The sequence below is a fragment of the Mesorhizobium shangrilense genome, from assembly GCF_040537815.1.
Classification (GTDB): Bacteria; Pseudomonadota; Alphaproteobacteria; order Rhizobiales; family Rhizobiaceae; genus Mesorhizobium; species Mesorhizobium shangrilense.
The window spans coordinates 34,926-56,900 of sequence record NZ_JBEWSZ010000012.1; the positions used below are offsets into that span (position 1 = coordinate 34,926).

Annotated in this window: 19 protein-coding genes and 1 pseudogene; 12 read left to right on the forward strand and 8 right to left on the reverse strand. The window is 63.2% G+C overall.

Annotated elements, in window-relative coordinates; genetic code table 11:
- Window positions 1-343: 343 nt before the first annotated feature.
- Both phbB and ABVQ20_RS37795 read right to left on the reverse strand, forming a co-directional pair.
- On the reverse strand, window positions 344-1,069 hold the full coding sequence (gene phbB / locus ABVQ20_RS37790) for an acetoacetyl-CoA reductase (protein ID WP_354464905.1): 726 nt from the start codon (window positions 1,067-1,069) through the stop codon (window positions 344-346).
- Window positions 1,070-1,174: 105 nt separating this feature from the next.
- On the reverse strand, window positions 1,175-2,353 hold the full coding sequence (locus ABVQ20_RS37795) for an acetyl-CoA C-acetyltransferase (protein WP_354464906.1): 1,179 nt from the start codon (window positions 2,351-2,353) through the stop codon (window positions 1,175-1,177).
- Here ABVQ20_RS37795 and ABVQ20_RS37800 point away from each other — a divergent pair.
- Entirely contained in the window at window positions 2,340-2,531 is a 192-nt protein-coding gene (locus ABVQ20_RS37800) for a hypothetical protein (protein WP_354464907.1), read from the forward strand. The two genes, ABVQ20_RS37795 and ABVQ20_RS37800, sit on opposite strands and share 14 nt — an antisense overlap.
- A gap of 120 nt (window positions 2,532-2,651) precedes the next feature.
- Window positions 2,652-3,263, forward strand: coding sequence for a polyhydroxyalkanoate synthesis repressor PhaR (phaR, locus tag ABVQ20_RS37805; RefSeq protein ID WP_354464908.1), 612 nt, complete (start codon window positions 2,652-2,654; stop codon window positions 3,261-3,263).
- A 43-nt stretch (window positions 3,264-3,306) separates the two neighbouring features.
- Here the strand turns inward: phaR and ABVQ20_RS37810 are convergent, their stop codons facing one another.
- Window positions 3,307-4,446, reverse strand: coding sequence for a citrate synthase (locus ABVQ20_RS37810; protein ID WP_354464909.1), 1,140 nt, complete (start codon window positions 4,444-4,446; stop codon window positions 3,307-3,309).
- Between the two features lie 91 nt (window positions 4,447-4,537).
- Between ABVQ20_RS37810 and ABVQ20_RS37815 the strand changes: the two genes are divergently transcribed.
- The 6 genes and pseudogenes from ABVQ20_RS37815 to ABVQ20_RS37840 form a co-directional block, all read left to right on the forward strand.
- The gene (locus ABVQ20_RS37815) at window positions 4,538-5,626 is read left to right on the forward strand and encodes a citrate synthase/methylcitrate synthase (RefSeq protein WP_354464910.1); all 1,089 of its coding nucleotides are present in this window, start codon (window positions 4,538-4,540) and stop codon (window positions 5,624-5,626) included.
- Window positions 5,627-5,859: 233 nt separating this feature from the next.
- Complete coding sequence (locus ABVQ20_RS37820; protein ID WP_354464911.1) at window positions 5,860-6,642, forward strand: 3-hydroxybutyrate dehydrogenase; 783 nt, start codon at window positions 5,860-5,862, stop codon at window positions 6,640-6,642.
- A 93-nt stretch (window positions 6,643-6,735) separates the two neighbouring features.
- A complete protein-coding gene (locus ABVQ20_RS37825) occupies window positions 6,736-7,866 on the forward strand; it encodes a patatin-like phospholipase family protein (RefSeq protein ID WP_354464912.1) in 1,131 nt (376 codons plus the stop codon).
- Window positions 7,867-8,652: 786 nt separating this feature from the next.
- On the forward strand, window positions 8,653-9,828 hold the full coding sequence (locus ABVQ20_RS37830; protein WP_354464913.1) for an efflux RND transporter periplasmic adaptor subunit: 1,176 nt from the start codon (window positions 8,653-8,655) through the stop codon (window positions 9,826-9,828).
- A 79-nt stretch (window positions 9,829-9,907) separates the two neighbouring features.
- Entirely contained in the window at window positions 9,908-13,081 is a 3,174-nt protein-coding gene (locus ABVQ20_RS37835; RefSeq protein WP_354464914.1) for an efflux RND transporter permease subunit, read from the forward strand.
- 92 nt (window positions 13,082-13,173) lie between these two features.
- Window positions 13,174-13,329, forward strand: a pseudogene (locus ABVQ20_RS37840) (DUF3309 family protein); the annotation flags it as partial.
- Between the two features lie 67 nt (window positions 13,330-13,396).
- Here the strand turns inward: ABVQ20_RS37840 and ABVQ20_RS37845 are convergent.
- Window positions 13,397-14,356 (reverse strand): SDR family oxidoreductase, encoded by a 960-nt coding sequence (locus ABVQ20_RS37845; RefSeq protein ID WP_354464915.1) that lies wholly within the window; start codon window positions 14,354-14,356, stop codon window positions 13,397-13,399.
- A gap of 94 nt (window positions 14,357-14,450) precedes the next feature.
- Here ABVQ20_RS37845 and ABVQ20_RS37850 point away from each other — a divergent pair, with 94 nt between their 5' ends.
- On the forward strand, window positions 14,451-15,365 hold the full coding sequence (locus ABVQ20_RS37850; protein ID WP_354464916.1) for a LysR family transcriptional regulator: 915 nt from the start codon (window positions 14,451-14,453) through the stop codon (window positions 15,363-15,365).
- Here the strand turns inward: ABVQ20_RS37850 and ABVQ20_RS37855 are convergent.
- From ABVQ20_RS37855 to ABVQ20_RS37865, 3 genes are all read right to left on the reverse strand, one after another.
- Entirely contained in the window at window positions 15,323-16,504 is a 1,182-nt protein-coding gene (locus tag ABVQ20_RS37855) for an MFS transporter (RefSeq protein ID WP_354464917.1), read from the reverse strand. The two genes, ABVQ20_RS37850 and ABVQ20_RS37855, sit on opposite strands and share 43 nt — an antisense overlap.
- A 132-nt stretch (window positions 16,505-16,636) precedes the next feature.
- Window positions 16,637-16,945, reverse strand: a complete 309-nt coding sequence (locus ABVQ20_RS37860; RefSeq protein ID WP_354464918.1) for a DUF1244 domain-containing protein — start codon at window positions 16,943-16,945, stop codon at window positions 16,637-16,639.
- Window positions 16,946-16,963: 18 nt separating this feature from the next.
- Complete coding sequence (locus ABVQ20_RS37865; protein WP_354464919.1) at window positions 16,964-17,761, reverse strand: N-formylglutamate amidohydrolase; 798 nt, start codon at window positions 17,759-17,761, stop codon at window positions 16,964-16,966.
- A gap of 245 nt (window positions 17,762-18,006) precedes the next feature.
- On the opposite strand from ABVQ20_RS37865, the gene ABVQ20_RS37870 reads away from it, so the two are divergent.
- From ABVQ20_RS37870 to ABVQ20_RS37880, 3 genes are all read left to right on the forward strand, one after another.
- Window positions 18,007-18,495 (forward strand): DUF1036 domain-containing protein, encoded by a 489-nt coding sequence (locus ABVQ20_RS37870; RefSeq protein WP_354464920.1) that lies wholly within the window; start codon window positions 18,007-18,009, stop codon window positions 18,493-18,495.
- Window positions 18,492-19,928, forward strand: coding sequence for a pyruvate kinase (pyk, locus tag ABVQ20_RS37875; RefSeq protein WP_354464921.1), 1,437 nt, complete (start codon window positions 18,492-18,494; stop codon window positions 19,926-19,928). The genes ABVQ20_RS37870 and pyk overlap by 4 nt, the downstream gene beginning before the upstream one ends.
- 198 nt (window positions 19,929-20,126) lie before the next feature.
- Window positions 20,127-20,855 carry a L,D-transpeptidase gene (locus ABVQ20_RS37880; RefSeq protein ID WP_354464922.1) on the forward strand — a complete coding sequence of 243 codons (729 nt, stop codon included), beginning with the start codon at window positions 20,127-20,129 and terminating at the stop codon, window positions 20,853-20,855.
- Window positions 20,856-20,874: 19 nt separating this feature from the next.
- On the opposite strand, the gene ABVQ20_RS37885 is transcribed toward ABVQ20_RS37880, so the two are convergent.
- Window positions 20,875-21,942, reverse strand: coding sequence for an alpha/beta fold hydrolase (locus ABVQ20_RS37885; RefSeq protein ID WP_354464923.1), 1,068 nt, complete (start codon window positions 21,940-21,942; stop codon window positions 20,875-20,877).
- Between the last annotated feature and the right edge of the window lie 33 nt (window positions 21,943-21,975).

Genomic DNA, 21,975 nt, shown 5'->3' on the forward strand with positions numbered 1-21,975 from the left:
CAACATTATGAAATTATTGATCTTTCTTAATGCGTCCTAACCGTTTGGCAAGCTGTTTCCGTCTCCGCCGTTAACCTTCCGGTCAAAGACGGAACGAAACGGCGACGAATCGGTGAACGCATTATTTTCCTGTTTTGTTCTCCACAATATCTTGTGTTGTGAACAGGTTTTCCACCGATAATCCACAGGCTGCGGAGCTGGTTCCGGACAGCCGGCACGGTCGCCGTTAATCTTTCCGTGCCGGAACGGGCCATCGGGTTTCACCGACCGCTCATGGAATGGCGGAAAAGCGGGAGACGCGCCCGCTCTTCCCAGAATCCCAATCCTCGGTCCGAGCGCCTCGTCAGGCGAAGTACTGACCGCCATTGGCGGTGAGGGTCGAGCCGGTGATAAAGCCGGCCTCGTCGGAGGCAAGGAAGACGACGCAACGTGCGATCTCCTCCGGCTCGCCGAGGCGGCCGACGGGAATCTGCGGAATGATGCGCTCGTTCAGCACCTTCTCGTCGATCGCCTTGACCATCTCGGTGGCGATGTAGCCGGGGCAGATGACGTTGACGGTAATGCCTGCCCGCGCCCCTTCCTGGGCCAGCGCCTTCGAAAAGCCGATGTCGCCGGCCTTGGCGGCGGAATAGTTGACCTGGCCGGCCTGGCCCTTCTGGCCGTTGATCGAGGAGATGGTGATGACGCGGCCGAACTTGCGGTCACGCATGCCGCCCCAGAGCGGATGCGTCATGTTGAAGACGCCGGAAAGATTGGTGTCGATGACCTCTTTCCACTGATCGCGCGTCAATTTGTGGAACATGGCGTCGCGGGTGATGCCGGCATTGTTGACGAGCACCGAGACCGGGCCCAAATCCGCCTCGATCTGCTTGGTGCCGGCGGCGCAGGCGTCATAGTCGGCGACCGACCATTTGTAGACGGGGATGCCCGTCTCGGCCTTGAATTTCGCCGCAGCGTCGTCATTGCCAGCGTAGTTGGCGGCAACCGAATAGCCGGCGTTCTTCAATGCGATCGAGATCGCCGCGCCGATGCCGCGTGATCCACCCGTGACGATTGCTACCTTGGTCATGCATTTCCCCTTTTGATGCTGCCCTGTTGTCGGGCTTGGCAGGCAGTTGATATGCTATATGCACAGATACAAAACGGGCGGCTTTCGCCGCCCGTTCGAGATCTCTCAGAGTGCTTCCACGCACAAGGCGACGCCCATGCCGCCGCCGATGCATAGGGTGGCCAGCCCCTTCCTGGCGCCGCGACGACGCATCTCGTGGACCAGTGTGTTGAAGATGCGGGCGCCCGAGGCGCCGATCGGATGGCCGATGGCGATCGCGCCGCCATTGACGTTCACGATCGACGGATCCCAACCCATATCCTTGTTCACGGCGCAGGCCTGCGCGGCAAAGGCCTCGTTGGCTTCGACCAGGTCGAGATCGCCAACCGACCAGCCGGCCTTCTCCAAGGCCTTGCGCGAGGCGGGAATGGGTCCGGTGCCCATGATCGCCGGATCGACGCCCGCGGTCGCCCAGGAAACGATGCGCGCCAGCGGGGTGATGCCGCGCCTGGCTGCTTCGGCTTCGCTCATCAGCAGCGCGCCGGCCGCGCCATCATTGATGCCGGAGGCGTTGGCGGCGGTCACCGTGCCGTCCTTGTCGAAAGCCGGCTTCAGCTTGGTCATGGCGTCGATCGTGGCGCCGTGGCGGATGTATTCGTCCTGGTCGACAATGGTGTCGCCCTTCTTGCCCTTGATGGTGAAGGCGACGATCTCGTCCTTGAACTTGCCGGCCTTCTGCGCGGCCTCGGCCTTGTTTTGTGAGGCGAGCGCGAACTGGTCCTGGTCGTCGCGGGTGATCTGGAACTGGCGGGCGACGTTTTCTGCGGTGTTGCCCATGTGGTAGCCGTTGAAGGCATCCCACAGCCCGTCCTTGATCATGGTGTCGATCATCTTGTAGTCGCCCATCTTGACGCCGGCGCGCAAGTGCTCGGCATGCGGCGAAAGCGACATCGATTCCTGGCCGCCGGCGATGATCACCTTGGCATCGCCGGTGGCGATCTGCTGCATGCCCAAGGCAATGGCGCGCAGGCCCGAGCCGCAAACCTGGTTGAGGCCCCAGGCCGTGGTTTCCTTCGGCAGGCCGGCGATGATCGATGCCTGGCGGGCCGGGTTCTGCCCTTGGGCAGCGGTCAGCACCTGGCCAAGGATGACCTCGTCGACCTCGGCCGGCTCGACACCGGCACGCGACAGCAATTCCTTGATGACGACGGCACCGAGTTCATGCGCCGGGGTGGCGGCGAAGGCGCCGTTGAAGGAGCCGACGGCCGTGCGCGCGGCACTGGCAATAACGATGGAAGCGGACATTTTCTTCTCCGGACTTGAAGCTGACGTTCTGTCGTTGAGGACTTTTCTTGCCCTTTCCAGAACCCAAGTCAAACCGGAAATGGGCATGCCGGCCATGCGTGGCAAGCAGGTCATGCCTTGGTCGAGCAACAGGCCACCGATTGCTGCGCAACATATTTTGCCCGCTATGCAGCATTAAATGCTCCCGCACTGCACAAACCACTTGGATTTATGACGCTTTTGCGCATATCCTCAAAAAAGGCACAATCGTTACCGGCGGCTTACTCAGGGGCGTGCCGGTGTCCCCGGGAGGATGCAGATGGCCGCTAAAGACGATCCGATCATCATCAAGAAATACGCCAATCGCCGCCTCTACAATACGGGGACCAGCACCTATGTGACGCTCGAGGACCTCGCCGAGATGGTCAAGAAGGGCGAGGAGTTCACCGTACAGGATGCCAAGACCGGTGATGACATCACCCATCCGGTGCTGACACAGATCATCTTCGAGCTTGAGAACAAGGACGGGCAGAACATGCTGCCGATCCCGTTCCTGCGCCAGCTGATCGCCTATTACGGCGACCAGATGCAGATGATCGTGCCGAGCTTCCTAGAACAGTCGATGCTCGCCTTCTCCAAGGAGCAGGAGCGCTTTCGCGAGCAGATGAAGGGTGCGATCGGCAAGTCGCCACTGGACATGATGAAGATCACCACGCCGATCAAGGCGCTGGAGGAACAGACCCGCCGCAACATGGAGATGTTCCAGAATGCGATGCGCCTGTTCACGCCGTTCCCGCCGGCGGGAACGAATGGCCCTGCCGCAGCACCCGCTGAACCCGCGAGGAAGGAGACGCCGGAGAAATCCGACGACCTGCAGGAGCTGAAGGATCAGATCGCCGCGATGCAGCGCAAGCTCGACACAATGTCGTAAGGACTGACCATCGATAAGGTCAGCCTGCAGGCTGGGCGGCCCACTACGGCAGCAATCCCTCGTAGCGCCCGCGCGGCCTGATAAGGCTTCCACTCGTTATCTGTTCGACGGCGTGCGCGGCCCAGCCGATGCTGCGGCCGAGCGCGAACAGACGGAATGGCGCGTCGGAAGGCAAGCGGAGGCTGCGTGTCAGCGCGGCCAGGGCAAAATCAACATTGGGACGCATGCCTGTTGCCGCGAAAGCCGCGTCGCGCAGGGATGACAGGATGACGTCGCCATCAATCGTGGAAAGCAGCGCGGCTGCCCGGGGATCGCCGTCGGGATAGAGCGGGTGGCCGAAACCCGGCAGCGGCCGTTCATGGTCGAGCCAGCGCCTGATTGCCGCGTCGGCGCCGTGCCGGCTGGCGTCGTCGGCCAGCTGCATCACCGCTTCGCCGGCGCCGCCGTGGCGCGGGCCTGAAAGCGCCGACAGTCCCGCCAGCAGGCAGGCGGCAACCGGCGCGCCGGTCGAGGCCGCGACACGCGCGGCAAAGGTCGATGCGTTCAGCTCGTGATCGGCGAGCAAGACAAGGGCGCGACGGATCGTGTCCGCACCCGCGGTGTCGACGGACCAACCCTGCGCCAGGCGGCTGTGGACGGCATCCATTCCGGGGACGGCGCCCAACGCGCCCGCCAGCATTCCAATTGCTTGCGCCGCATCGCCGTAGAGTGAAGCGGGGCTGCGTCCGAGAGAAGTACGGCCTTCGCCGGCAAGCGAGGCAAGTTGCGCAAAGGCGGCGGATCGGCCGCTTTGATCCGGCCTACCTGTCGACTGTGACCGGAAACGCACCTGGTTTGGCGATGCCCACAGGACCCCCGCCATTTCTTCCAGCGTCGCCTCATCGGAAAGCGCGACCGCGTCCTGGCCGCGATAGACGAGGTGGCCATGCAGGATGGTCGAGATGGAGGTGGCGATCGCCGGTTCGCCCCAGGCAATCGCACTTTCCGCGATGACCGAAGGACGGCGGCCGCGTGCCCGGCGCGTCGCCAGCGCCGCGATGTCGTCGGCGCGGTACTGACTGCGGCGCGGGTCTTCCTCGTCCGGCCGCATGCCGATGCGCCCGCGGCTGACATAGGCATAGAGTGTCTGCGCTCGCACCTTGAGCCTTCCCAGCGCTTCTTCCCGTGACAGCCACTCCGACATATCGGCCTTGTATATTGATTCTATTGATCAAGATTGATGGATTGATTGCCCAGCCTTATCTCCGATCCCGAAATCATTCAAGGAGACAGCTATGGCAAACGGGCTCGATGACGTGGTGGCGGCGGAAACCGTGCTTTCCGATGTCGACGGTCTTGGCGGCCGTCTGACGATCCGAGGCCATTCGCTGCTGGAACTGGCTGGCCGCTGGAGTTTCTCCCAGGTGGTCCGCTTGCTGCTGGACGGCTTTTTCGACGACCTTCCGGGCGACGCGGAACTGGCCGAAAAGATCGGTCAGGCGCGCGGCGAGGTGTTCGCACGGCTGCAGCCGATGCTTCCGTCCCTGGTTTCATTGGACATCTACAGCGCTATGCGTGCCGGCATGGCCTTCCTGCCGGACGGCGACACGCTGGAGGACGCGCTCCGGCTGATCGCCGCGCCCGCCGTGCTGACGCCGGCCTTGCTGCGTCTTCAGCACGGCCAAACGCCGGTGCCGCCGGACGTGCGGGCAGGTCATGCCGGCGACATGCTGAGGATGCTCAACGGTACCGCCGCGTCCCCGGCATTGGCAGGGGCGATCGACACCTATCTCGTCACGGTCTGCGATCACGGCCTGAATGCCTCGACCTTCGCGACCCGCGTGGTCGCCTCGACGCAGGCCGGCCTGACGTCGGCGATCCTGGCAGGTCTTGGTGCGCTGAAGGGGCCGCTGCATGGCGGCGCGCCGGGTCCGGTGATCGAGATGCTCGATGCGATCGCGGCACACGGCGACGTGGCCGGGTGGCTGCGCGATGAAGTCGCTGGAGGCGAGCGCATCATGGGATTCGGCCACCGTATCTATCGGGTGCGCGATCCGCGTGCCGATGTGCTGAAGGCGGTCGTTCGCCAACTGGGTGCCGAGGGCCAGACCGGCCGCCGGCTGGCTTTCGCCGAGAAGGTCGAGCAAGCGGCCCTTGAGGTGCTTCGGGTCGCCAAGCCGTCGCGCTCGCTGCAGACCAATGTCGAGTTCTACACCGCGCTGCTGCTGGAGGCAGCGGGCTTCCCGAAGGAAGCGTTCAGCAATGTCTTCGCCGCGGGGCGCGTGGCCGGCTGGATTGCGCACGCGCGCGAGCAGCAGGCGACCGGACGGCTGATCCGTCCGCAGTCCCGCTATGTCGGGCCGGTGCCGGATCTTGTTGCCTGAGGTTGAACTCTCCTCGATCCGTTGAGAGGTGCGGGCCTTAGTGAAAGGGCGCAGCCGCCTCTGGGCGCGGCGGTCGCCGTGAGATTCCTGGTCCTTATGAACAGGGTGTAACGGACTCTTGATGACGAAAGTTTCACGTCATTACCTAGGGGTACCGCTGTTTTTGCGATGCGTAGGGCATATATGCTGCACTGCAACATATATGCCTGTTCGCGCCGCAAAGGGAATTTGCCTTGATCGCCAGAAAAACCGCTGTTGTCACCGGCTCCACCTCGGGTATCGGCCTGGCCATTGCCCATGCACTGGCGGCTCAAGGCCACAACGTCGTCATCAATTCCTTCTCGGACACGGCCGCCGACCATGCCGTCGCCGATGCGATCGCCAAACAGCACAGCGTCAAGACCGCCTATATCAAGGCTGACATGTCGAAGGCCGACGAGTGCAGGGCGTTGATTGCCAGGGCGGCGGAGACCTTCGGCACCGTCGATATTCTCGTCAACAATGCAGGTATCCAGCATGTCTCACCGGTGGAGGAATTCCCGGCCGAGAAGTGGGATGCGATCATCGCCATCAACCTGTCGTCGGCGTTTCACACCATCGCGGCGGTGATCCCGCTGATGAGACAAGCCGGCGGCGGGCGGATCGTCAACATCGCCTCGGCGCACGGCTTGGTCGCCTCGCCGTTCAAGTCGGCCTATGTGTCGGCCAAGCACGGGATCATGGGATTGACCAAGACCGTGGCGCTTGAACTTGCGCGCGAAAAGATCACCTGCAATGCCATCTGCCCCGGCTATGTGCTGACGCCGCTGGTCGAGGCCCAGATCCCCGACCAGATGAAGGCCAACAAGATGGACCGCGAGACGGTCATCCGCGAGGTCATGCTCGAAAAGCAGCCGACCAAGGAATTCGTCACGGTGGAACAGGTTGCCGCGGCGGCGGTGTTCCTGTGTTCGGACGCGGCGGCGCAGGTCAACGGCACGCACATTTCGGTCGATGGGGGCTGGACCGCCCAGTGAGACCGGAGATTTCTACAAACTTCCCAATCAGTTCCAGAAACGGAGCGCCGAGCGGTTCAAAGCCAATAAGCTCGACACATAAAGGACGACGCCATGACGAAAAACGGCAAGGCGGAGGAGACCAAGAAGATCAATATCGCGCTCCAGGGCGGAGGCTCGCACGGGGCCTTTTCCTGGGGCGTGCTGGACCGACTGCTGGAAGACGGGCGGTTCGACATAGCAGCGGTTTCCGGCACCAGCGCCGGTGCCATGAACGCCGTGGCGCTGGCCGACGGTTTTGTCCGTGGCGGTGTTGAGGGCGCGAGACGGAAGCTCGATGATTTCTGGCGCGCGGTGGCGGCCAAGGGACGGTTCAGTCCGGTGCAGCGCATGCCGTGGGATGTCGCCTGGGGCAACTGGTCGATCGAGAACACGCCGGGCTATTTGTTCTTCGACACCATGTCGCGGGTGTTCTCGCCCTATGTCGCCAATCCGCTTGGCCTCAACCCGCTGCGTGACGTGGTCGCGCAGGAGATCAATTTCGACAATGTGCGCGCCTGCAAATCGATGGAGCTGTTCATCTCGGCAACCAATGTCGAGACCGGGCAGCTGCGGGTCTTTTCCGATGGCGAGATCGACCTCGACACCGTGATGGCGTCGGCCTGCCTGCCGCAATTGTTCCGTGCGGTCGAGATCAAGGGCGTGCCCTATTGGGATGGCGGCTACGGTGGCAATCCAGCGCTCTACCCATTCTTCAAGGCGACAGCGACCGAGGATGTCCTTCTGGTGCAGATCAATCCCGTGGTCCGCGAAGGAACGCCGAAGAGCGCCAACGAGATCCAGAACCGCATCGACGAGATCACCTTCAATGCCGGGCTGATGCGCGAGTTCCGCTCGATTGCCTTCGTCAAGGAACTGATCGCGGCCGGCCGGCTGCCGCATGGCGAATACCGCGACATCCGCATGCACCGCATCGATGCCGACGAGGCGTTCAAGGATCTCTCGGCATCATCGAAGGTCAATGCCGAATGGGCCTTCCTGGCCTATCTGCGCGATCTCGGCCGCACCGCAGCCAGCGATTGGCTGGAGGAAAATTATGATGCGGTCGGCAAAACGGCGACGCTCGATCTCTCCGGCCAGCTCGATGACGGCTTCAAGCCGGTGCGTGGCCCGGCGCCGGGCCGGAGGGTCAAGGAATTCCTTGCCGCACGGCTGAAGCCCGAGGTGGCGCGCCGTCAGGCTTGAGGTTCTTCAACAGCAGGTTGTGACGTTGGCATGAAAAGTTCCAAATCATACTGACGCCTGTTGCCACCCAGTTCTCGGAATGGTCTTTCACGATCGCATAAGAGGGCGGGGCGGTAGCGTCTCGGATCGAAAACGCGCCGAAGGAGCTTGCCGGCACGGAACTCTGTTTGTCCGGCGACTTCGTCGCGGCGTTGTGTTGGTCGTCACATCGCGCATGCCCGTCGGCGGTGGCCCATGCGGGTATTGCGGCGTCATGGCTTCGATGGTCCGCCTGTTGGCGGAGCCGAGGCTCCGAGTTGCGGATCTCCTTCCTTGATCTCTAATTTATGCAGTAATTACAACGCCCTGCCCGAGTGGTCATGCACGGAGAGCCGACAGCTTTCGTCTGTCGAGATGGCTTGGTTTGGGAAATTCCCCGGCGGAAATTCGCTGGGATCAACAAGCTGGGCCGCAACAGGTAGCCGCGCCTCGAAGATGTTCGCGCAGCGTGTCCAGGGCGACCAAGACGGGTGCCCGGGGCTGGGCGCCAGGAGCGGATCGTAAGCCGGTGTCAGCCCCGACGGAAACGATCTGCCGGCCGCACGAAAATCGATTCCGCTGGGTGCATCATGCCCGGCGACGCAATGTTCTCGCAACTTTCCGGCTATATTGCAGTGCAACTTTGATGTAGAAGCGCCCTTCGCCGTTCACGGCAAATTGAACACGGCTTGGCGCGCACCCATATCGGCGACGCGCCCGCGTTACGGGGACGCGGTGCTGGCCGAACCCGCAGTGGAAAAAACGACAATGCCGAGAATCAGGTTTCACAAGCTTGCAGCCGTTGTTGTGCTCATTGGTTTCGCGGCCTGGATGGCGACAGGCGAGTTTTCGTCGGTCGGCAGCGTAGCCGCCAACAAAGCCAAGGCCGCCGAAACCGAGCAAGGCAAAGCGCCGGACGCCAGCAAGCCGAAGACCACGGAAGCCGAGTCAAAGGCACCGTTGCGCACCGTCGCCGTGGTGACACCGCCGCGCCGCACCTATGCGCGCGCCATCCGCATTTCCGGGCTGACCGAGGCCGACAAGCGCGCGGTGCTGGCGACACGCGTCGGCGGCGTCATCGACCAGCTGCCGGTCAAGCAGGGCCAGCACGTCAAGACAGGCGATCTCGTGCTGATGCTTGCCGCTGAGGAAAAGATCTCGATGGTAAGCAATGCCAAGCAACTCGTGGCGCAGCGCCAGGCGGAGCTTGATGCGGCGGAGCGGCTGGCCAAGACCGGCAATCTGCCCAAGTTGCAGCTCGACACCGCCCGCTCCAATCTGACCCTGGCGCAATCCCAGCTGGACACCGCACAGGCCGAGCTTGACCGCAACGAGGTGAAGGCGCCTTTCGATGGCGTCATCGACCGGGTCCCGGTGGAGCTTGGCAGTTCCGTCATGCAGGGCGGCGAAGTGGCAACCATCCTCAAGCTTGATCCTGTGATCGCCCGCGGCGAAGTCAGCGAGCGTGATCTCGGCTACCTCAAGCTCGGCGACAAGGCCAATGTACGCCTGGTCAGCGGCCAGAGCGTCGAAGGCACCGTGCGCTATATCAGCCGCGACGCGTCGTCGGCGACCCGCACCTTCCGCGTCGAGGTCGCCATTCCCAATGCCGATGGTTCCGTGCCGGCCGGCATGACCGCGGAAATCGCGCTCAGCGCATTGCCGACCGACGCCATCATGCTGCCGCGCTCGGTGGTGACGCTCGGCGACAAGGGCGATCTCGGCATCCGTGCCGTCGACAAGGACAACAAGGTGGCGTTCTTCCCGATCGACCTGGTCGACGACACGCCAACCGGTCTCGTGCTTGGCGGCATCCCTGCCGATGCGCGCATTATCGTCGCCGGCCAGGAACTTGTGAAGGAAGGCGATGTGGTCAAGCCGGTCGATGCCGACCAGGCGACGATCAACAAGCTGATCGGCGAAGCCACCGCCGGCACGCAGTAGCGCAAGGGGCGCCGGCGCCGGGCCTTGCCCGGCGACGTCAGTCTGTTCGCCACTCCCGAAAGCAACAGCAGGCTAAGTCATGGATATCGTCAGACTCGCAATCAACAATGCCCGCCTGACCATTTCGGTCCTGGTCTTCCTGCTGATCGCGGGCTGGGTCGCCTATCAGTCGACACCGAAGGAAGCGGAGCCCGACGTTCCGATTCCGATGATGTATGTCAGCCTGATCTATCAAGGCATTTCGCCGGAGGATTCGGAGCGCCTTCTGCTGCGGCCGATGGAAAGCAAGCTGAAGAGTCTGAAGGGCCTCAAGGAAATGCGCTCGGCCGCTTTCCAGGGTGGCGGCTATGTGCTGGTCGAGTTCCAGCCGCAGACGAACCTGGCGACGGCGTTGCAGGATACGCGCAGCAAGGTGCAGGACGGCAAGGCCGACCTGCCGCAGGCTGCCGAGGAGCCTGTCGTCACCGAAGTCAATATTTCCGAATTTCCGGTGCTCGTCGTCACGCTGTCGGGCGAATTGCCCGAGCGCGTGCTGGCCGCCGCGGCGCGTGAACTGCGCGACCGGATCGAGGAAGTGCCCGGCGTGCTCGAAGGGTCGCTGCAAGGCTCGCGCGACGATCTCGTCGAAGTGGTCATCGATCCGATGAAGCTGTCGTCCTATGGGCTGCAGCTCGATCAGCTGATTGGCGCCGTTTCGGCTTCCAACAGCCTTGTCGCCGCTGGCAACATCGAAGGGTCGCAGGGCAAATACGCGGTCAAGGTGCCGTCGCTGATCGAAACGCCGGAGGACGTGGCGTCCCTGCCGGTGGTCGCCGGCCCCAATGCCGTGGTCCAGGCCAAGGATATCGCGACGATCCGCTCGACCTTCGCCGATGCCACGACGATCACCCGGCTCAACGGCAAGCCTGCCGTCGCCATCGAGGTCAAGAAGCGCATCGGCGCCAATCTGATCGATACGCTGACCAAGGTCAGGGCGGTGTCCGACGCCTTCGTCAAGACGATGCCGGAAGGTCTGAACGTCACCTACACACAGGACAAGTCGGTCTTCGTCAACCAGTTGCTGGGGGACCTGCAGAACCACGTCATGATCGCCGTCATCCTGGTGTTCATCGTCATTCTCTACGCGTTGTCCGGCCGTGCCTCGTTGCTGATTGGGCTGGCCATTCCATCGTCCTTCCTGATCGGCATCCTGCTCTTGGCCATGATGGGCTACACGATCAACATGATCGTGCTGTTCAGCCTCATCCTGGCGGTCGGCATGCTGGTCGACGACGCCATCATCGTCACCGAATTCGCCGAACGACGGATGAGCGAAGGCATGCCGAAGGAGGAAGCCTTCGCGCTTGCCGCCAAGCGCATGGCCGGCCCGGTCATCGCGGCGACGATGACGCGCATCGCCGCCTTCTCGCCGCTGCTGTTCTGGCCGGGCATCATCGGCGACTTCATGAAGTACATGCCGATCACCTTGATCGTCACGCTGTCGGCCTCGATGCTCTACGCGCTGGTCTTTGCCCCGACGCTGGGAGCCATCTTCGCCAAGGCCCCGGCGCATCACGAGCATGGCAATCGCGACGGCTGGTACATGGCTGTTGTCAAGCAGGCGGTGCGTTTCCCCGTCACCGTGCTTGTGCTCACAGTCACGCTGCTGTTCGGTATCGGTTTCGCCTATTCGAAATACGGTGCTGGCGTCGAGTTCTTCCCAAGTGTCGAGCCCGACTACGGCCTGCTCTATGTGCATGCCCGCGGTAACCTTTCGCTGGCCGAAATGGACACCGCGACCAAGATTGCCGAAAAAAGGCTGCTCGGCTGGCCGGGCCTGAAGTCGGTCTACACCCGCGTCGGCAAGTCCAGCGGTGGCGGCCAGGATGTCCCCGAGGACGTCGTCGGTGTCATCCAGTACGAATTCGTCGACTGGCGCGAGCGCAAATCGGCTAACCAGATCCTCAACGATCTGCGCGGCGTCATGGCCGGCATCCCCGGCGTCGATGTCGAGGTTCGGGTGCCGGAAGCCGGCCCGCCGACCGGCAAGCCGATCCAGATCAGGCTTTCGGCCGTCGATCCCAAGGGACTGGACGAGAAAGCCCGGGCTGTTGCTGCGCGCATCGCCAAGGTGCCTGGCGTCATCGATATCTCCGATGGCCTGCCACCGCCCGGTGTCGACTGGGCGATCGAGGTCGACCGCGCCAAGGCGGCGCAATACGGCATCAGCCCGACCTCGGTCGGAACCGTGGTGCAGCTGGTGACCAACGGGCTCAAGCTCAGCGAGTACCGTCCTGCCGGCGCCGACAAGGCGGTCGATATCAGGCTGCGGCTGCCGGAGGACCGGCGCACCTTGTCCACGCTGGACGAGTTGAGGGTGCAGACCTCGCAAGGGTCGGTGCCGATCTCGAACTTCGTCGTCCGCAAGGCAAAACCGAGCGTCGGCGTGCTCAACCGCATCGATGGCGCCCGTACGGTGGTGGTGCAGGCCAATGTCGCGGCCGGCGCTCAGGTCGCGGCCGTCCAGCAGGAGGTCACGAAGGCTGTCGCCGACATGAACCTCGGCAGCGGCATACGCTGGAAGCTTGCCGGTTCGAACGAAGACAGTGCAGAGGCCAGCGCGTTCCTAGGCAAGGCCTTTGGCGCGGCAATCTTCCTGATCTTCCTCGTGCTTCTGGCGCAGTTCAACAAGTTCACCAGCGTCTGGCTGGTGCTGTCCTGCGTGGTCATGGCGACGATCGGCGTCTTCCTGGGATTGCTGATAACCGGAGAAACATTCGGCATCGTCATGTCCGGCATCGGCGTCATCGCGCTGGCCGGCGTGGTGGTGAACAACAACATCGTCTTGATCGACACCTACGACCGGCTGCGCGAGGAGGGCTGGGACAAGATGGACGCGGTGCTGCAGACCTGCAGGGAACGCGCCCGTCCGGTGGTGCTGACGGCGGTGTCGGCCATTCTCGGCGTGCTGCCGATCGCCTTCGGCCTTGGCCTCGAAATCTTCCATCACGAGACGACGATCAATGCGCCGTCGACGCAATGGTGGATTTCGCTGTCCTCGGCGATCGTCTTCGGCCTCTCCTTCGCCACGGTTCTGACGCTGGTGGTGACGCCGTCGATGCTGATGGTGTTCACCCGCGCCAAGGTGAAGCCTGGCGCGCGGCGCGGCTGGTTCAGTCGGCTGTTCCGGCGCGGCAAGGGCGAGGTCTCGTCGACTGAAGCGCCAGGGCGCGATATCGAGCCAGCAGCCGCTTTCCCCAAGGCAGCCGAATAGAACGTACCTGCGATTGACGACAAAGGCCGCCAGGAACAACCGGGCGGCCTTTTGCATTGTTTCCCCATAATCTCACAGCGGGGAAGCCTCTGATGCCGATCACCACGATTCTCATCATCGTCCTGATCCTTGTCCTGATCGGCGCTATGCCAGCATGGCCGCATTCGCGGTCCTGGGGCTATGGGCCGTCCGGAATAGTCGGAGCGATGCTGGTCCTGCTCCTCATTCTGTTGGTGTTGGGGCGGCTCAGAAACGGCCTCAGGCCGGTGGCGGAAAGTGATGGACACAGCATGTCCATGTCCGTCGCTTTTGTGTTCACGCAGCTTTGGACGCACGCGCGACCGTCGCGATGCCGATGTCTCCGAGAGCCCCGGCGACCGCCCGATCCAGCGGCGTATGCGGGATCTCGCCGATGATGCCCTCAAGCCGTGTCGAGGCCAGTTGGTGGCGCTCGAAGCGCAGATAGGACATCGAGACGATCTCGCGCCACATCGCCACGAAGGGGCTGCCGGCGCGCAGCACCCACCAGGGCATCGATGTCATCTTGAGCGGACGGCCAACAGCTTTTTCGGCAGCGGCCCTGATCTCCAGATCAGTGACTGCGTGGCCCGGAAAGTTCAGCGCCTCGTAGAAGTCGAGCTTATCCAGATTCTTGGCCAGCGCGACGAAGCCTAGGGCGAAGTCCGGTAGATAGGCCCATTCATGCACGAGATCGACTGGACCAGGTGCGGTGTAGATGCCCTTGCCTATCTTGGCGGCGACGACCAGGTCGAACCACGAGCCGCTGCCGGTGCCGCCGAAGAAATCGCCGGCCCGAAGCAGAATGGTGCGGACGCGGCCGGCGTCGGCCTCACGGCGAAACAGGTCTTCCATGGCGCAGCGGATGCGGCCTTTCTCGGTCGTCGGGTGGAACGGGGTGTCCTCGGTGATCACCGCCGGCATTGGCGAGCCATAATTGTACACGGTGCCGGGGAAGAGATGCAGGGCGCCATTCGCATGGCAGGCGGCCATGACGTTCTCGGCCATAGGCAGGCACTTGCCCCAGTCGGTGTAGATCGGGTTGAGGCCGTTGAAGATGACGTCGACGCCTGCCGTCGCCCGGATGAGGGCATCACGGTCGAGCGCGTCGCCGGCGGCGGCTGTCGCGCCCTTGAGTTCCGCCGGCACCTTGCCGCTGCGGGTAATGGCGCGGACGTCGTAGCCCGCGTCGATGAAGGCTTTGGCAACCACGCGGCCGAGCCGGCCATTGGCGCCGAGAATTGCGATCTTGGTCATGTTTCGTCTCCGTGTTTGCGTTAGGCCCCAAATATGGGCTGTCGGAAAACGAATGAAAATTGACTGAAATTGGCGATGTGATATTCAATTATGAATGACTGAAATCGACTGGAACCTGATCAAGAGCTTCGTGACCGTGGCTGAAACCGGCAGCCTGTCGGCGGCGGCACGTAAACTCTCCGCAAGTCAGCCGACGCTCGGCCGTCACATCTCGGAACTGGAGCAGGCGCTCGGCGTCACGCTGTTCCGGCGCGGACGGCGCGGCTATGCGTTGACGGAGGCGGGGGCCACGTTGTTCGAGCGCGGCAAGGCCGTCAGCGAGCAGGCGAGTGCGTTTTCACTGCTGGCGCTGGGCTCGGTCGAGGCGATCGAGGGCACGGTGCGCATTGCCGCCAGCGAGGTGGTGGCCGCCTATGTGCTGCCGGAGATGACGGCACGGCTCGGCATCGAGGAACCTGGCATCGAAGTCGAGATCGTTGCGTCGAACCAGGTGGAGAACCTGTTGCGCCGCGATGCCGACATCGCGATCCGCATGGTCAAGCCGGCGCAGAACGAATTGGTGGCGCGCAAGGTCACCGACATTGCGCTCTGTGCCTGCGCGGCAAAGTCCTATCTCGACCGTCGCGGCCGGCCACGCGCGCCCAGTGATCTTGCAGAGCACGATCTGATCGGCTTCGACCGCAGCGACGAGATTATCAGAGGCTTTGCCCAGTTCGGCGTCTCGATCGCCCGCAGCGGCTTTCGCTTCAGGGCCGACAACCAGATCGTACTGTGGGAAGCGGTGCGGGCCGGAAACGGCATCGGATTTGGCCAGGAGCCGCTGGCCGACCGTGATCCATTGGTGGAGAAGGTGCTGCCTGGCCTACAATTGCCGGCGCTGCCGGTGTGGCTGGCCATGCATCGCGACGTGCGCACCAGCGTGCGCATCCGTCGGGTAGTGGATTTCCTCCACGAGGAACTGAAGCGTTATTCGGCCGGCGCGGCGCTGGGCGCGAATTCGGCGCGGTGAGCAAGCCCTGCCATCAGCAGGACAACAATCAGCAGGCCAGACATGGCGATGAAGATCGGCCCGAAGCTCGAATGCTCGGCGACAAAGCCGATCGCCGATGGCGCCACCAATATGCCGGAATAGCCCATGGTGGTGACCACGCTCATGCCGGTGCCCGATGACATGCCTTCCTGGTTGCCGCCAGCCGAAAAGATGATCGGCACCATGTTGGCGATGCCGAAGCCGCAAAAGGCAAAGGCCGCGATGGCGAGCCAGGGCGACGGCGACAGGCCGGCCACCAGCATGCCGGTGGCGGCGACGAGGGCCGACACGCGCAATGTCAACACCGCGCCGAAGCGGTTGCGCACGCCGTCGCCAAAGAAGCGCATGATGGCCATGACGCCGGAAAAGGCGGCGTAGGCGAGCCCCGCGACGGCAAGGTCGGCGCCAAGCTCCTGGCGCAGATAAAGTGCTCCCCAGTCCAGCACCGCGCCCTCGGAGATCATCGTCAGCAGTGCCATCAGCCCGACCAGATAGACCAGCGGATTTCCCGGCAGCGCGAATTTGTGGTGCTCGGCCGCCTGCGGCCTGTCCTCGGCGATCAGATGGCGGATCGCCACCGCGATCACCACGAAGGCGAGCGCCGTCACCACCGCCGCATGGGCAAGATGGCCGTAATGCTGGATGGCGAAGCCACCCAGACCGCCACCGGCGAAACCGCCAAGGCTCCAGAAGCCGTGCGAGGACGACATGATGGCGCGGGAGAGCCGCCGCTCGACCACAACCGCATTGGCGTTCATGGCGACATCCATGCCGCCGATCGAACCGCCGAAGATGAACATCGCGATGGCCGCCAGCGGTACATTGGGCGCCAGCGCCACGACCAGCAGGCCGAGGCTGCCGCACAGGCCGAACCAGCGCAGCACGGTGCGCGAACCGTGTCTCGAGATCAGGTGCCCGCACCAGGTCATGGCGGCGACCGCGCCAGCGCCGAACAGCAGGATCAGCAGGCCGAGGGTGAACTTCGAGATGTCCAGCCGGGTCAGGAACACCGGAATCTGCGGCGCCCAGCTGCCAGTCAGGAAGCCATTGGCGAGAAAGATGGCTGCTACAGCCCATCGCCCACGATTGGCGATTTGCATGGCGTTCGACACGTTCATAAGGCGATTCCGGTCCGAAAATGACTTCGAGCGGCAAATTAGATCGATTCAATTTTCAGTCAAGCACTCTTTCGGGAAAGCATTTGGGCCAAACAAGGCGTCGATGGTGATCGACGAATGTCGGTGGCGGACCTAGTGGTCCTTGGGTCGCCTTGCCTCGAATTCGGCCTTCTTGGCGTCGGAGGCCTCGGTCTGGTTGAGTGCCTGCCATTGCGCGTAGGGCATGCCGTAGACGATCTCGCGCGACTGGTCCTTGGTGAGATCGACGCCCTCGGCGTTCGCCGCCTCGCGATACCAGTTGGACAGGCAGTTGCGGCAGAAGCCGGTGAGATTCATCAGGTCGATGTTCTGTACGTCGTTGCGTTCACGCAGATGCTCGACCAGCCGGCGAAAGGCGGCTGCCTCGAAATCGCGCTTCTGCTCGTCGCTGAGTTCGGTCATGGAAACCTCCTTGCGGTCTTACAGCGGCCCGGTGCGGGAGCCGAATTGCCTGACCACATGTATGTCGGCACGGCGGTCGATGGCGTCAACGATCGGCGCCAGGCGCTCCGCCCACGCCAGTGCGCCCTTGCCGTCGGCGATCAGGTCCTGGCGGATCTCGATCAGCGCATGGGCAAAACCGTTGACGATGGCGTGCTTGAACATTGTGTCACCGCGCAGCGCGCCGTCATAGGGCTCGTTGTCACCGACGATGAGGCTTGTGTCCGCGGCCAGCATGTCGATCAATGGCCGCGCCACGCGGTCGTCGAGGTCCCACAGAATGCCGACGTGCCAGGGACGCTTGATGCCCTGCATGACCGGCGTGAAGGAATGCACGGAGAAGATGAAGGGCGCCTGCCCAGACGCCTGTGCGACGGATGCGACCATTGCCCCGATCGCATCATGATAGGGACGATAGAAGCGATCGAGCCGTCTTTCGCGCTCTTCCGTGGCCAGAGGATAGTTTCCCGGGACGACCGTGCCGTCGTATAGCTGGCGAATCAGCGTCGGATCGTCCTCGCCGCGATTGGGATCGATCAGCAGGCGTGAGAAATTGCAGAGGACGGCCGGCACACCGAGCAGGGCGGCCAGTTCACGCGTCACCGTCTCGACACCGATGTCGTAGGCAATGTGGCGCTCGAATTCCGCCGCCGGCAGGCCGAGGCTGCCATAGTCTTCCGGCAGGTCGCGGCGAGCATGGTCGCCCAGCAGCACAATGCCTCGCTTGCGGTCGCCCTCGACAATATCGAAAGGCGCGAAAACTGTGGATCGGGTCATTGGCGGGAAATGGTCTGTTCGCTGGCTTCCTGGGAGGGTGCTATCGTCATTCCACGAAGAGGACGCTCGCGCAATGCCGTTGTTTGGCCACGGTTTCTGCGGAAATCTGGCAGAAGCGACGAAATCGCGCGCCAGGGCCTTTCTAAATCGATTGGAATTGGACAGAACGGCGCGTTGACATGCGCCCGGACTTTTCCGAAAAGGGGCGCAGAGAGATGCTGATGTGGTTCTTCAGGGGTTTTGGAATGGGTTCCGCTGGCGGGCAGCGCGCGCGCTATGCCTTTGCCATGCCGGTCCTGACCCTTGCCGTGGGCTTGTCCGCTATGGTCATGGCTTCGCCGGCACGCGCCGATTTCCGCGTCTGCAACGCCACACAGAACCTGGTCGGCGTCGGCATCGGTTATCGCGCCAAGGCCGGCTGGATCACCGAGGGCTGGTGGCACATCGAGGGATCGAGCTGCAAGACGTTGATCGAAGGGCCGCTGTCATCAAGGTTTTACTATCTTTATGCAGAAGACGCCGAGCGCGGCGGACGCTGGGACGGCCCGATCAACATGTGCGTGGCTGAAAAAGAGTTCAAGATCGCCGGCGTAACCGACTGCGTCGCCCGGGGCTTCCAGCGCGCCGGATTCCAGGAATATGACACGGGCGAACAGGCAAGCTGGATGGTCCAGCTGACCGATGAGCCCGCAACGGGAGGCGCTCCAGCCGCCCCGGGAACGAACAGTCAATGAGACGCAGCCGCAAGGTCAAGATCCTCGCCACCATCGGTCCGGCCTCCTCTTCCGAGGAGATGCTGAAGAAGCTGTTCGAAGCGGGCGCCGACGTGTTCCGCATCAATATGAGCCACACCGATCACGAGCTGATGCGCACGCTGGTCGGGCGTATCCGTGCCGTCGAGGAAAAGGTTGGGCGGCCGATCGGTATCCTCGCCGACCTGCAGGGACCAAAACTGCGCGTCGGCAAGTTCGCCAATGGCAAGGAAGTGCTGACCGTCGGCCAGACCTTCACGCTGGACGACAATCCCGAGCCCGGCACTTCGACAAGGGTGTACCTGCCGCATCCGGAGATCCTGAGCTCGGTCGAGGCCGGTCACCGTCTTTTGATCGATGATGGCAAGCTTGAGCTGAGGGCGGTCAAGAGCGACGGCAAGTCGATCGTCTGCACCGTTGTCGCCGGCACCACCATTTCCGACAAGAAGGGCGTCAGTCTTCCCGATACCGATCTGCCCGTCGGTGCGCTGACCGAGAAGGACCGCAAGGACCTCGATGCGGTGCTCGCCACCGGTGTCGACTGGGTCGCACTGTCCTTCGTGCAGCGGCCCGAGGACCTTGCCGAAGCGCGCAAGATCGCGCGCGGCCGGGCGCTCATCATGGCCAAGATAGAAAAGCCGCAGGCCGTGGCCCGGCTGGCCGAGATCATCGAGCTTTCCGACGCACTGATGGTCGCCCGCGGCGATCTCGGCGTCGAGATGCCGCTCGAGGCCGTGCCCGGCATCCAGAAGCAGATCACGCGCGCCGCGCGCCGGGCCGGCAAGCCGGTGGTGGTCGCAACGCAGATGCTGGAATCGATGATCACCGCACCGGTGCCGACCCGCGCCGAGGTGTCCGACGTCTCGATCGCCGTCTTCGAAGGCGCCGACGCCATCATGCTGTCGGCGGAATCGGCGGCCGGCGCCTATCCGGTCGAAGCCGTGGCGATGATGGACCGCATCGCCACCAAGGTCGAAACCGATCCGACCTATGCCGGCATCATCAACGCGCAGCGCTCGGAACCGGAAGCGACCGGCGCCGACGCTATTTCGCTGGCCGCGCGCGAAATCGCCGAAACGCTGAAACTGTCGGCTATCATCACCTACACGGCGTCCGGCACGACAGGCCTGCGCGCCGCGCGTGAGCGCCCGCAGGTGCCGATCATCGCGCTGTCGCCGATCCTCAACACCGCGCGGCGGCTGTCGCTGCTGTGGGGCACGCATTGCGTCGTCTCGCCGGACGCCAGCGACCTCGACGACATGGTCAACCGCGCCTGCCGCATTGCTTTCGAGGAAGGGTTCGGCAAGCCGGGCGACCGCGTGATCATCACGGCAGGCGTGCCGCTCAGGACGCCTGGCTCGACGAACATGCTGCGCATCGCCTATGTCGGATCGGACGTGCAGAGCAGCCGGTAACCCGTTCTTTCCAGGTAGAAGCGTATCGCGGGCTTCGTGCTCATCTCCTGTGGCCATAATACAACAAAGGCACGGACAATGATCCCGGCCTTTGTCTCGACACAGGGTTGCCGTGATCGCCTCTACAAAACGCGGTGAAGCGACGCTAACAGTCGCCCCGCGCCCGCCTGCATTTCCCATCGTTTGAAAGTATATTGAATGTCATCTCTCGTCTCGCGCCGGTCATTTCTGACCGGGCTGTCGCTTATTGGTGTTTCCACGGTCTCGGCGTGTGCTCAATTTCCCAAGCAGTCGCTCAGCGTTGCCAGTCCTCTCAACCCGACGCCGCTTGAGCCGACACTTGAAAAGGCGCCGATCGAAGTCGCCGCGCCTGAAACCCGTGTGTCTCCCGACTATGCCAGCATGTATGGCGCTGTCGAAGATGGCGGCCGGGCACTGCCGGCGATCCCCTTCAGCAAGGTCGATCAGCGCTTCCTGCGGCAGATCGTTGACGATCCGACAGGAGAGAAGCCCGGCACGATCGTCGTCAATACGACCGACAAACACCTTTACCTGGTGCTCAAGGACGGCAAGGCCATGCGCTATGGCGTTGGGCTGGGCCGGCAAGGCTATTCCTGGAAGGGTCGTGCGATTGTCCAGTGGAAACGCAAATGGCCGACCTGGACGCCGCCCTCGGCAATGATCGGCCGGGATTCAAAGCTGGAGAAATGGCGCCAGGGCATGCCGCCCGGCATCAGCAACCCACTCGGGTCGCGCGCCCTTTACATCTTCAAGGACGGCGTCGACACGCTTTACCGGATCCACGGATCGCCGGACTGGAAGTCCATCGGCAAATCCGCGTCATCCGGTTGCGTGCGCATGTTCAACCAGGATGTGATGGATCTTTACGATCGCGTCCCCGGCAAGACACCGCTGGTGGTCATCTAAACTGGCCAGTGGACAGGCCTCAGGTCGGCGCTAGCTCCGCCTCAGGCAGCCTTATGTCGGCGCACCGGCCGGTTCCGTAGGCATCGTTGGCAATGCGAGCTTCCGCTGCCTTGGCGAGAGCCTGCAGATCGACATCCCTGCCTGCAACCTTCTCGATCGCGCCGACCACGAGATCCGGCGCGATCCAATCCGGCTTGTGGCCGAGATTGTGCACCCAGACGAGTTCGGCGCCGGCAATGTCCCTGACAAGGCCGACCGAGTGGATCCGCGCGTAGACAACCTTGTCGCGGTCACCCGAGATCACCACCGTCGGCGCCTTGATCTCATGATAGTGCGGTGCGGCGTCGAGTGCGTAGCTATAGAGCCCGGCGACATCGGTGGCGTTGGCGCGAAAGGCCGACGGACGCAACACCATGGGGATCGAGGCCCCGGCGATGTAGTTGTCCGGCACCTTGTTGGGCGAAAAGACGCATGTGGTGGCATTCGCCATCTGCAACGTTCCGGCCGGATAGGTCAGCGTCTGCGAAAACAGCCAGCCGATGACGGGAATGGTCGTCAGATCGTAATACCAGGAGGTGGCGCCGCCCGGCCATGGATGGCTGGCGGGAGACAGGAAAACGAGGCCGAGCGTCTTGTCGGGATGCTCGAGCCCAAAGGCTGATGTCACGGCGCCGCCGAAGGAATGGCCGACAATGATCGCCTGTTTGATGCCAAGACGGTCCATCAACGCCGCGATTGTATTGGCCTGCGCCGACGGGTTCTCATTGTTGCCGGAGCCGCGCCCCGACCAGCCAAAGCCCGGACGGTCGAAGAACAGCATTTCGGCGCGACCTTCAAGCAGCGGCTTGAGCGGCAGCATCTGGTCCTTCAGATTGGCGCTGGCGCCGTGGATGAAGATGATCGGTGGCAGGTCGGCATGAGCCGGCGCCGGGATATGGACATAGTGGATGCGGGCGCCGTCGATGTCGACGAATTCACCGACTGGCGGATTGCCGCGCTCGATCAGCCATGCGCCAACGCGGGTGACCCCGACCAGGGTGAACACAACAGCCATCAGGAAGGCGAGCACAGCATAGATAAGGTTCATGGGGGGATATACGGGAGTGGAGGGGGATTAGTT